This window comes from Streptomyces cinnamoneus (assembly GCF_014650495.1).
GTDB classification, from domain to species: domain Bacteria; phylum Actinomycetota; class Actinomycetes; order Streptomycetales; family Streptomycetaceae; genus Streptomyces; species Streptomyces cinnamoneus.
The window spans coordinates 20,030-31,217 of record NZ_BMVB01000039.1; the positions used below are offsets into that span (position 1 = coordinate 20,030).

Annotated in this window: 7 protein-coding genes and 2 pseudogenes; 1 reads left to right on the forward strand and 8 read right to left on the reverse strand. The window is 68.5% G+C overall.

What is annotated here, in order from left to right:
• Nucleotides 1–108: 108 nt before the first annotated feature.
• Nucleotides 109–837 (reverse strand): annotated as a pseudogene (locus tag IE182_RS32325) (ISL3 family transposase); the annotation flags it as partial.
• A 608-nt stretch (nucleotides 838–1,445) separates the two neighbouring features.
• Between IE182_RS32325 and IE182_RS30070 the strand changes: the two are divergent.
• On the forward strand, nucleotides 1,446–2,486 hold the full coding sequence (locus IE182_RS30070; protein ID WP_190113145.1) for a vWA domain-containing protein: 1,041 nt from the start codon (nucleotides 1,446–1,448) through the stop codon (nucleotides 2,484–2,486).
• Nucleotides 2,487–3,184: 698 nt separating this feature from the next.
• Here IE182_RS30070 and IE182_RS30075 read toward each other — a convergent pair.
• The 7 genes and pseudogenes from IE182_RS30075 to IE182_RS30105 all read right to left on the reverse strand — a co-directional run bounded on the left by IE182_RS30075 (nucleotide 3,185) and on the right by IE182_RS30105 (nucleotide 10,675).
• The gene (locus IE182_RS30075; protein ID WP_190113146.1) at nucleotides 3,185–3,613 is read right to left on the reverse strand and encodes a contact-dependent growth inhibition system immunity protein; all 429 of its coding nucleotides are present in this window, start codon (nucleotides 3,611–3,613) and stop codon (nucleotides 3,185–3,187) included.
• A 655-nt stretch (nucleotides 3,614–4,268) separates the two neighbouring features.
• The gene (locus tag IE182_RS30080) at nucleotides 4,269–4,778 is read right to left on the reverse strand and encodes a GNAT family N-acetyltransferase (RefSeq protein ID WP_229845248.1); all 510 of its coding nucleotides are present in this window, start codon (nucleotides 4,776–4,778) and stop codon (nucleotides 4,269–4,271) included.
• A gap of 2,766 nt (nucleotides 4,779–7,544) precedes the next feature.
• Nucleotides 7,545–8,009 carry a hypothetical protein gene (locus IE182_RS30085; RefSeq protein WP_190113148.1) on the reverse strand — a complete coding sequence of 155 codons (465 nt, stop codon included), beginning with the start codon at nucleotides 8,007–8,009 and terminating at the stop codon, nucleotides 7,545–7,547.
• A gap of 335 nt (nucleotides 8,010–8,344) precedes the next feature.
• Complete coding sequence (locus tag IE182_RS30090) at nucleotides 8,345–8,803, reverse strand: SMI1/KNR4 family protein (RefSeq protein WP_190113154.1); 459 nt, start codon at nucleotides 8,801–8,803, stop codon at nucleotides 8,345–8,347.
• 218 nt (nucleotides 8,804–9,021) lie between these two features.
• Nucleotides 9,022–9,458, reverse strand: a pseudogene (locus IE182_RS32330) (transposase); the annotation flags it as partial.
• Nucleotides 9,459–9,550: 92 nt separating this feature from the next.
• Nucleotides 9,551–10,093, reverse strand: coding sequence for an RDD family protein (locus tag IE182_RS30100; RefSeq protein ID WP_190113150.1), 543 nt, complete (start codon nucleotides 10,091–10,093; stop codon nucleotides 9,551–9,553).
• Between the two features lie 222 nt (nucleotides 10,094–10,315).
• A complete protein-coding gene (locus tag IE182_RS30105; RefSeq protein ID WP_190113151.1) occupies nucleotides 10,316–10,675 on the reverse strand; it encodes a hypothetical protein in 360 nt (119 codons plus the stop codon).
• Nucleotides 10,676–11,188 lie beyond the last annotated feature (513 nt).

Here is an 11,188-nt window from a genome sequence, read left to right on the forward strand (position 1 = left end):
TGGACAATGGCGTGTTTCTCGCGGGTTCGGCCGGCGAACCGGTGTCCAGTCGGCCAGGGCGAGGCGCCAGGTCCGGGAGCCGGTGGCGTGGTGACGCCCTCGCAGCCGCATCGCGAATGGCGCTCGCAGGCAGGCTCTATGGCGCGATACGCATCGCTCTGCGGCTTCGCCGAGGTTGCGCCAGAGGTGGAAGCGGTCCGCGACCTGCACCGCAGTGGGCGCCCCGGTGCTGGCGCCTTCGGCGAAGAAGGGCGCACGGTCGCGGCAGACCACCTCAATCTCTGGATACTCGGCAAGCCAGGCGGCGACGGTTGCCGCCTCGCGGTCGGGGAGCAGATCCACGGGCCTGCGGGTTTCGACATCAACCATCACGGTCCCGTAGATGCGGCCCTTGCGCATCGCGTACTCGTCGATGCCCACCACCCGCGGGGCCATCGGTTGAGGGTCAGGTATCGCTTCGACCAGCCGAAGTACCGTGCTACGGCTGACGGAGATACCGAAGACGTCCGCCAGCCGGGCGCCGGCGCGGCCGGCCAAGGCGAGACCCACCTCGGCCAGGGCCGAACGGAGCCGCTCAGTTCGCTGTCCGTAGCAGCGGGTCAGTCCGTGGATCTGTTCGACGAAGGTCTGCCGTCGGCAGGAAGCGTCAGCGCAGGTGAACCGGCGGACCTGCAGGCGCAGCACCACACGCCTCCCGGCGCTCGGCAGATCAGCGGGAAACCGCAGGTAGGACCCATGAATCCGCTTCGACCACCTTCCGCAGCCCGGACACTCAGCACCGGAAGATCTGCGTGCGACGCCGATCCAGATCCCCTCGCCGTCATCCTCCGCTGACATCACCGCGACTTCAGGGTCCGACAGGAACAGGAGTTCTTCTAAGCGGAGTAACGCTTCGTTCACAGCCCCGAACCTTCAGGCACGGCGAGACTGCTCCAGCTATTTCAGGACAATCTGCCGAGAGACGCAGCCAAGATCAACAGTCACAGAGCGTAGATGCACCACAGAAGTTGAGCCAGAGCCAACAGCGACATCACTCTCCGCCGACACCGGGCCGTGTCGGCGCCGATCGACAAGCGGTGTCAGCACCCACCGATAAAGCCGGCAACCACTGGATCACCTCCCTGCGCCGAGTCTGCCTCACAGCCACGGCGTGGCTGTGAGGCAGACTCGGCGCAGGAACAGCCGGGCGCACTGCGGGGGCTGGGGGGCGCGGGGTGGGTATACGCCACGGCCGGCTGGCCGACGGCCTGCCGGACTTCAGCGGTGCCAGGCAGAGGCCCCGGGGCTGTGGCAGGGGCCGGGGGCTCGTGTGCTGCCTCCCGGCCCGCGTCCGGGCTGTGCCCCCTGGGTGGGCTCTTCATCCGGTCCGGGAGCCAGGGTCGATTGTCAGTGGTGGGTGAGACGGTAGGAGCATCGAGTCGGAAGCCGAAACGAGGGGGACGGTCATGTCCGTATGCCAGAACTACATCAATCACGTTGCTCTTGTGCTGGATGCGAGTTCGTCCATGTCGGGCCTGAGCCGGAAGGTCGTCGAAGTCGCCGACCAGCAGATTGCGTATCTGGCCCGCCGGTCGGAGGAACTGGACCAGGAGACCCGCGTGACGGTGTACGTCTTCGCGGACAAGGTGGAGTGCGTCATTTACGACAAGGATGTGCTGCGGATGCCGTCCTTGAAGCAGCTGTACCGGGTCGGCGGTATGACGGCTCTGCTGGCGGCCACGCTGAAGTCGCAGCGGGAGCTGGCGCAGACGGCTCAGCTGTACGGCGATCACAGCTTCCTGACGTTCGTTCTGACCGACGGGCAGGAGAACGCAAGCCACCGCTGCGTGGATGCTCCTTCCAGGGATCCGCGTGAGCTGGTGCAGGCCGTTGCCAAGATGATCGAGACGCAGGAGGACAACTGGACGCTGGCTGTTCTTGTGCCGGACCAGATGGGCAAGCGCGAGGCCATGCAGTGCGGTTTCCCGAAGGACAACATCGCCATCTGGGACGCCACGAGCACACAGGGGCTGGAGGAGGCCGGGCAGGTTATCCGGCAGGCCACCGAGAAATTTATGGTGGGCCGCGCCCAGGGCATCCGGGGATCGCGGGCGGTGTTCTCCACGACTGCAGAGGCGGTCAACAGGAAAACCATCGAGGCGGCCGGTCTCACCCCGGTGGATCCGTCGGATTACCAGCTGATTCCGGTGGCTCGCGACGCGGCCATCCGGGAGTGGGTCGTCGAATGCGGGCACGCTTACCGAACGGGTTGTGCGTTCTATCAGCTGAGTAAGTCGGAGAAGATCCAGGCGCGGAAGCAGATTGCGGTGCTGGAGAAGAAGACGGACCGGGTGTATACGGGGCCGGAGGCCCGGGCCCTGCTCGGTCTGCCAGACGTGGAAGTCCGTGTCAAGCCGGATCACAACGACGACTTCACGATTTTCGTACAGAGCACCAGCGTGAACCGGAAGCTCGTACCGAACACGCGGCTGCTGCTGATGAACTGACGCCTCTGGGGCCGCGCCGGTCCGGCTGGTGGGGCTCAGGGGCCGGTCGGGGGCTGTCTGGGTGAAGGGGCCTTCCTCGTGATACTCCGGTTAAGGGGGTTGAGTGCTCTGGGCGCACCAGGCGCCAGCCATTCGCCCAAAAGGGAGCCTGCTGATGGTCCCGCTGCGAACGAAGACCCGGACTCGGCTGACTCAGGCCCTGCCCAGACCCGGTGCCCCCCGGCCCCGCGTTCCGCGTTCCGCGTTCCACAGAGAGCGACGCGTCCGCCGGTGCTCTCTGCGGCAATCACGCAGCGCCGGGAACCAGGCCGGATCGGGGCACTGGCATGGCCACTGCCTTTGGCCGGTAGGGCCGCCTTGACGATTGCGTCCGCGTGCTCCTGGCCGCTGAACACCACGCGTCCGGGGAACCCGCGCACGGACGGGGGGTGAAGTCCCTTGTCTGCGGGCTGCCGGGCTGCCGGGCTGCCGGGCTGCCGGGCTGCCGGGCTGCCGGGCTGCCGGGCTGCCGGGGGGACCATCGCCGGGCTGCGCGGACTCGCTGCCCGCACCGGTGTCCTCGCCTGACGCCTCGCTTACTGCGGTGGACGGGCCGTCATCGCCGAGCAGGCTGTTCTTCGGCGAATTCGCTGCCTGCTGCCACCGGTTGCCTTGGCCCGGGTCCTTGAGCGGATCCCCTCGCTAGCTTTTGTGTCCGGTCAGCAAGGTAGTGAGAGGGGGCGCCCGGCGAAGCGGGCGAGTTCCCCGGCTGCGCCGCGGGGCAAGCCCGCGACCGCCGCCTGCGGCAGACTCGTGATCACCGTGCGCAGCTGCTCGCCGGGCTCCGGCAGCACGGCCCAGGCGGAGGCCGGGGCATCGACGGCCGCGAGCAGCAGGTCCCCCTCATAGAAGGATGCGTCCAGCAGCGGTTCTTCGATCAGCAGGCGCACTGCGAGGGGAAGTGTGTAGGGCAGGGCGACCTGCTGCAAGATGAGTGTGTGCAGGTCGGCCGGGCGGAATTCTCGCAGCGGTATGCACCGCAACTTGTGCACCTTGCGGACCAGGTGGGTCGCGTCGGCAGCCGGTGCCGTCCAGCGGGGCGGGTCCAGTTCATCAAGGGTGCGGTCGAGGTGCAGCAGGTTGTCCATGGCGCCATTCTCGCCCCTCGGGGCGGCGTGCGGTCCCTTCCTCGGTGGTCGTCCTCGCAGAGCCTGCCAGGCTGCGCGGAGGCGTGCCGGGCTCCTCCAGGACACCGGCCGGGTCTCGGGGAGGTGAAGCGGGGGGGGGCTGGGTGAGGGGCTGGGTGAGGGGCTGGGGGGGGTGGCGGGGACTGGGCGGGCAGTGCGGCTGGCCGGTACGGCCTTGCGGCGGGTACCGGCCGGCTGCCGCCTCGGGGCCCGGGTGTATGCGCTGGGAGCGGCTGGGGTGAGCAGCACGCTTGATGCCGCCGGCGCACCGGCCCTGGCCGCTTTCCCTCCCCCGCCGGGGGACCGTCGCAGGGCGCCTGGTGGCAGGGGCCTGGTGGCAGGGGGCAGGGGGTGGCGGGCCGGCGGCTGCGTCGGAGAGGTGCTCAGTGTCCGCGGTCCCAGCGGCTGCGCCTGCGACTGAACAGCGCAAGCTCACCGCGGGCATGAGCCACACGGTGGCGCAGCAGACTGCCGGCTGGTGCACCGGGCGGCCGGCACGAGGACGGCCCGTCAGGCGCTTGGTGTGGTCGTCCGCTTGTGCCGGTGATGGCGGTGGAGGTGGGGTTCTGCCAGGGGTGGTGCAGGTTGCGGAGGGGCGGTGGTCTGGCCGGGCCTATCAGTGGGCGTCTGCGCGCGCTTCCCGCCACATGGACCAGAGGGTGGGGCCGCCCCCGGGTACGTGGATCTCGTCCCGCACGGTGAAGCCGAACCGCTCGTAGAAGCCGATGTTGGCTTGCTTCGATGATTCAAGGTATGCCGGCAGTCCGGCCGCATCCGCCTTGGCCAGGCCCGAAAGGAGCAGGGCAGCGCCGTGGCCGTTACCCTGAGCCGCCGGGTCGGCGCCGAGTACCGCCAGGAACCAGTGGGGTTCTTGGGGGGCTGCCTTGCCGGCCAGTTCCAGCATTTCTCCCAGCCGGGGGGCGTGCCGGCCCAGGAGCCCGTTGATGCGGGCCAGCGTGTCCTCGTCCGGGTGCTGCTCGGCCGTGCCGGGCGGTGTCCAGAAGGCCGCTGCCGCGTCGGTGCGTTCGCAGTGGCCCAGTGGGCCGTACTTGTGGGTGAGCATGATGTCGAACCACTGGGCGAGACGGTCCTCGCGCCCTTCTTCGTCGGGGAAGAGCCACAGCATCATCGGATCGTCTGCGAAAGCCCGGGCCAGGATACTTGTGGTTTCAGGGGTGTCGCGGGTCTCGATGGGTGTGGGTGTGGGTGTGGGTGTGTTCGGTGACTGCATGCGGCCAACGTAGGTTCCAAGATCCTTCCGGCGCATCGGTCGTTCTGCCGATTACCCGGGTCCGCGGGTGCCGGCCGCTGCCGAGCACGGTCGGCGTACAGGCCGGCTTCCTGAGCCGGAGGCCGAGCGGGCGGATGGTGTTGTGCCGGGCGGCCAGCGGCCGCCTGTTCCTCGTCGTCCCTGGCGGCAGGACCGTGGCTGCGCCCACGGGCGTGGTCTCGGTGACGTGTGGCATGGGACGCGGGACACGGGACACGGCCGGGGTAACCGGGCCGGCGCCCGACGCGAGGGGATGTGCCGGCACAGCTTGGAGAAACGGGGACCCCTTGGACGGCACGGCAGTGCCGGCGACGTACGCCCCGTAGGGGTCAGACGGCCTGGGGAGGGCGTCAAACGTCAGCGGATCGCCGGCGACGAGGTGCTGATGCGGACGTCGAAGGAACGGCCCTGCTCTGCGCTGAGCGCTTTCGATCCCACGCCGGGTTTTCTCTCGCTGGTGCAGTCCACCTGGAAATTCACCGGACTGGTGTCCCTGTACTGGGAGGTGAAAGTGACCTGGACGGAGCCGGTTCCCTGGCATCCGGCGGTGAGCGTGACCGGCCGGTCGGGGCTCGCTCCGCCGGTCACCGCCCCGCCGCCCCCTCCCGGGCAGGAGATCCAGACCAGCCCGTCCGCTCCCCGGGGGGGGAAGGCAGCACCTCACCGTCCGCCGGACGCCGCGACCCGGCGGCCTTGCCCTGGCTCCTAGGCACCGGTCGGCCCGCTGCCGGCGATGCCGGCAGCCAGGACTGCGGCCGTCACCCCGGTCAGACAGATACCGGTGCGCTTGCGCTTCATGCCTCCCCCTGGTCTCTTCGCCCCCACCGGGCACGAGCAACGCGGCGGCTGACCAGTCCTGACTGGACCCCGTGTGGACCACCTGAGTGCGCGTACTCGCTCTTGCCCGATGTTCAGCGGCGAGTGCAGGAGCGTGTGCGGAGCGGAGAGAGGACGCCCGCGGGGGTGGTGTGGCGCTGCGCCGCCGGCGGACAGGTGCCGGGCACAGCAGGTTGAGGATCTGTCGTGCGTCGGTGGGGGTGCCCACACCATGGCGGTGTCCTTCATGCCTGTCTGAGGAGGCAAGGCGCAGCCCTGAGCGGGTGTATCTGCTGGTCACTGCCCTCGCGCACGCCATTGCCGAGGAGTGTGCGGGGTCTAGGAGCTCGTCTGTGCCGTGCTGGCCCGGTTCGTGCTTGTCGGCGACGCCTGAACAGTTCAAACGACGCCCACACGTGCTGGGGGCCGCCTGGCTGGTCCAGCGGCACGTCGGCCCGTACAGGGCAGCAAACGTGATCTTCGGTCTGCTCGGACAGGACTGGGCAGGACAGGACTGGACTGGGCTGGACGGCTCAGGCGGCTTGCAACCGGCTGAACGGCAGCAGCGGGCAGTAATGGCGCAGCTTGCCTGCAGGCGGCTTGGGCCCTGGTCAGCGACTCTCTGCGGGCCGCCGGGTTACGTCGGATCGGGGTTTGAGAATGAGCGGGCCGATCAGTCGGTGAGGTCAGAGAGGCATCGCGGACACGGTGCCAGGGGGGCCGGGGACCGGGCTTCCCAGGTCATCCCGACGGGCGTGGAGGTGCGCGGGGGTACTGTGTGTGGCCGCCCGTAGGCCGGGCGGCGGCAGGCGGCGCGGCGCGGCACGGCGGCCCCGCGCATCGCATCATTCGCATCGTTTCTTTCGCATCGTTCGCACCTTGCGGGCCGATACGGCCATTGGGCACGACCGGGGCGTGGGGCCGCCTGCGTCCGGCGGCAGACCCGCATGGAGCCACAAGGTGTCCGCGGCGCACCGGTACCTGGTGTGATCGTCGGTGACGGCCGTTTACCGGCCCCAGTCCTCTGGCTTCGCTGCTCCCTGGCCCACAGGGTTACAGGGGGCAGCCTCATGCCGGGCCTGCGCACCGCCGCCGGCGGCGGGCCTTCTTCGAAAGCGCCTGGTCTCACTGCCCTTTGGCCGGCCGCGGTCAGGTGGCTGGGACCGACGGACCGGCGAGGGCACCGGGGCCGTGCACCGGCATCGCGTGCACGCTGACGGAAAACGAAACCAAGGAAAAACCGTGATCTTTCCTCAACAACGAAGACGCCAGGGCGCAGCAGAACCTTCGAATGCCTGCGGAAGGGCGCCTGACAGAAGCTGAGATGCTGCGCCACTGCTCCCGGAAACCCCTTGGCACCCTCAGGCCACTTGGGATGAGCCGGGCGAAGCCTTCCGGTGCTGGTCGGGGAAAGCAGGAGTGTGGCGCAGTCGTGGTGTTCGCCGCGTCGGGCCCGGCCCGTCCAGTCGGGAGCATCCTCTGGGCGGCTCCGGATTTCTTCCAGGCAAGCAGCTCCCGGTCGCGGACCCCGGTGATGGTGCAGGAGACGGCCGGCCGCTGCAGCAGCCGGCTGACGGCGCTCTGCACGATGGCATGGCGCTCTGAAGCCAGGCAGGGCGGCGCCAGGACGTAGCGGCGGCGCCGTAGGGCCGGGGTGGTCGGCGGGGATGGTCAGTTGGGTGGTCAGTTGCTGTGCCGGCGTTCGCTGCACGGCGGGCGGCGCGTGCGGCGTGGGGCTTGGTGACCGAGGCCGTCAAGGGCCCTCGGCGGGCTGCAGCCGTGTTCGCTACGGAAAGCCGGATCGCGTCATCGCCTTCCTCCCGCAAGACCCGGGTACAAGATGGTGTGCAGGCCGCGGAAGGAGATGTCACCGAGGAGCGGTGACAGGGGCGAGCGACGGTGCCAGAGCTCGTCGAACCGGTGCAGCTGTGCCCTCAGCTCGCGTGCTCCACGGCATGAGAGGGCCTGCATGATCCCGTCGAGAAGGACACGGGCCTCCAGGGGGTCGCCGCAGCAGTCGTACAGGCAGCCACGCTCGTCGTGGTGTGTGAGATCGCGCACGGGAAGGCGTACGTGGTCCTTCCACAGCCTGACGGCCCGGGCGACGTCGCCTGGGTGGAGGTAGGTGCGGGCGCGTTCGAGGCGGGAGATCTCCGCCAGCGTCCGCGCCGAGAGGCCGTCGATGACGACGGACGGGCTGTTGTACGGGGCGTACGGCCGGCGCCGGCACGCGAGAGTGGCCCGGACCTGTTCAGGGCGCCTACGCGGCATGGCCCTTTCGGTTGATCGGCATGCCGGGCAGGATGCCACGTCCGGGCGCCGGCCCGCACCCGGGTTTTCCCCCGCCCGCAACAACCGGCCCAGCAGGACGTGCCCACGAAGCGGACTTCCCTGCCGTCGGGGTTCAGGAGGCGTAGCCGCACCCGAAGCCGAAGCCGTAGCCGAAGTTGAGGAAGTACCGGTTGTCCTCGTTCTGCGCCCCGCCGCGGCCGGTGAGACGGAAGCAGAACTGCCAGGGCGCCTCACGTACCTGCGGGCAGAGCTGCTTCCAGGCGGCTCCTTCGCCTTGGCCGGGCGGTGCGCGCGACGGTGGCCGGGGACTGCGCTTACAGGTCTCCTGGCTCGCCTTCGGCGATGAACCGTGTCAGGGATCGCTCCAGCAGCTCCAGAAACTGCCTCAGGTCATCGGCCACCTTGTCGAGCTCCGGGTCGTCCAGCGACGCTGTCCGCGTCCGGTAAACCGCGCCATCAGACCCCGCGACGTAGGCCAGACCGCCGCCGTTCGAGCCGAACACCAGGCCACGGGCATTCTGGTCCACACCCATGTCGACAACGCCGTCCTCCTGGAGCCGCAGAAGGACGTCACTGGCCGGATCGACGAAGTAGCCGTTACCGACGTCTGCCCAGGTGACATCGCCAATGCTGTCGTAGAAGGTGACCAGGTCAGCTGGTGTGGGGGTGGCTTGGGCAAGCGTGCCAGCCGCGGCTTGATCGTCACGTTCGGCCAGCCGGATCTCGTTGGTGCCAGGGGGAAAGCCGTGCCGCTGCTCGAACTCGCCCGTCAATGCGGTCAGGGTCCCCGAAACCCTGTCTGTCCACGAGGCCAGCCAGGCGGGCGAAAGCGATCGGTCACTCATGAGGCCGGATCATGACATGAGCCCCAGACATCCACGGTGTGACCGGCGACCTTGCTCGCCTGTCAGCGCAGTGCCCTGAGTTGCCGCTGGGTGATGAGGCAGCAAGCGAGTACGCGCATGGCCCCGCTCGAACTGCTGCCCCTTTACTTCGAGCCGGCCCGGGCCCCGGTCGACCGGCGACGGTCCGGTGTGGCTCCCCCTTTTCAGCCCCGGCCTGGGAGGAGTCGACCCCACAGCGCGACCAGTCCAACCGCGAGGCCATGTTGACCTCGGCAAGCAGGACCTCGGGCAGCCGCTGCCAGACCGGCCGCCTCGTTCCCGTCCCTCAGCCGACGCCAGCAGGCCATGCCCGAACCGAATCCCAGGTCCTGCGGCAGGTACTCGACTAAGTGCCGGAGTGCACCACCTACGTGATCCCGCACACCGCCTCCCGGTCCGACAACGGCTTACGCCCCGGATACCGAAAGCGCCGTTCACGCTGCGGCAACAGCGCCTCCAGGCGCTCCCACAGCTCGTCCGACACGTCCACGTCGATCTCCCACACCGGCCGAACGGTCAACTCCCGACTCGGACCGGCGACCAGCACCGATGCACCTCACGGTGTGGCCGTCATCAGGCGTCGGCCGTCTCGCTCTTCTTGAGGAGGCATCGAAAACACGGGTGGTGCCTTGGAGGTCAGGCGTTGTGGTTGACGACTACGCTTCCTGCTGCTTTGTCGTGGAAGCACTGGCGGTAGGGCTTGTCCCAGAGGCAGGACAGGACGTTGACCAGGCCGCCGAAGGGGATGAGACCGATGAGCAGGTAGACGAGCCAGCGGCCCAGGGCAGCCCCGAGGGACAGCTTTTCCGCGTCTGCAAGCCGCGCAACGCGAAGGCCGCAGATGCGCTTGCCGAAGGTGGCACCGTACGCGTAGGTCATCACGGGGTCGTAGAGAACAAGGGCACCGATTGCCGCTGTGGCGAAGGCGACATCGCCGGCCGATTCGCTGTCGGACAGGGCAACTACGGGTATGCCCACGATCAGGCCCAGAATCATGATGACGACGACGAGAAAGATGATGTCCAGGAGGCGGGCGCCCAGCCGTGCCCCCGGATTGGCGAGCACCTCCTCGGGCGGCCCGAGCCTGAGCGGTACGAATCCTGCCTGGCGCGGGTCAAACTGCTGCTGCGCTCCATAGGTGTAGAGGTTCGGGGACGGGTGCTGCTGGTAGTCGCTCACGTTACTGATCATTTCGTTGAAGGGCGCTGTTGCCAAACCGCGAGGGTGCCTCGGCTGGCCCGGCATCGCCTTGCGGATACCCGGCCGGGAGGACCGCCGGGCAGCTGGCTTGAGTGCCGATGCTCGTACCCGGTGGGTTTGCGTGCCCGGCCGTTACGAGGTGGGGCGCTTGGCTGCGCTGGAGGGCCGGAGGGCGTATACAGCACGACGCGGTGTTCCCGGTCATACCCCGCTGAGGATGACGAACGGGGTGATGAGCAGTAGGAGGTGCAGGCAGGCCAGGCCGAAGCGGAGGACGGCGACGCGCTGGGGCAGGAGTGCGGCGACCACTCCCGTCGCGCCGGCCAGCCACATCACGCGCCAGGACCAGTGGATTGCCACCATCAGCGGCTTGGTGCACCCCTGCTCATGACAGTGATCGTGGGAGACCTGCTTGACGAGATCGGTGAAGCCCAGCAGCACGAGGGCGGGCAGGAAGAAGACCGACCCGATGATCGCCAGCCTGCGGCCCAGAGTGACATAGGCCGGCTGCGTGTCGTGCTGAGATGCTGCGCTGTCGCAGGAAGCAGGGGCGCTCTTCATGGTGACCACCCCACACCGGGTGGCCGAGCCACCGCATGGGTACCCGTACTCAGGCCAGCCCTTGCCGTACTCAAGAACCCGGAAGCAGGGGTTGCCGCCAGCGTGAAGCGATCGGGTATCTGGCGCCGAGCCGGGTGGGGTTGGGCCGTGAGCGGCGAGGCTCTGGGGGGTCGCTACTTCTGGTGCCCTGACAGGCTGATTGTCCGCGACGCTGGAATCAGCAACATGACTCAGGTACTCACGGGCCTGGTCGATAGCGGCGAGTTCCCGCAGGTCCTTCACCGCCTCGACGATTGACAGCCGCTCACCGAGCCCGCGCACTTCATCCTCAAAGGTCAGCCAGTCCAAGAGCACCGGGTGAATGCGGGCGGCAGGACCTCCTCATCTTCCTGGTGGAAATAGTGGGAGGTGAGGGCCCGACCACTGGCTGCCGTGCACTAAACGGTGTCCCGTAAGGCTTGTTCAGGCATGTGATGATCTTGGTGTGGGTGCTGTGGTGACGGTGTCGGAGCC

What these genes read in the sequence shown, in the direction of transcription:
- IE182_RS30070 (WP_190113145.1), top strand. Translation starts at nt 1,446, where the DNA reads ATGTCCGTATGCCAGAACTACATCAATCACGTTGCTCTTGTGCTGGAT.
- IE182_RS30075 (WP_190113146.1), bottom strand. Translation starts at nt 3,613, where the DNA reads ATGGACAACCTGCTGCACCTCGACCGCACCCTTGATGAACTGGACCCG.
- IE182_RS30080 (WP_229845248.1), bottom strand. Translation starts at nt 4,778, where the DNA reads ATGCTGTGGCTCTTCCCCGACGAAGAAGGGCGCGAGGACCGTCTCGCC.
- IE182_RS30085 (WP_190113148.1), bottom strand. Translation starts at nt 8,009, where the DNA reads ATGCCGCGTAGGCGCCCTGAACAGGTCCGGGCCACTCTCGCGTGCCGG.
- IE182_RS30105 (WP_190113151.1), bottom strand. Translation starts at nt 10,675, where the DNA reads ATGAAGAGCGCCCCTGCTTCCTGCGACAGCGCAGCATCTCAGCACGAC.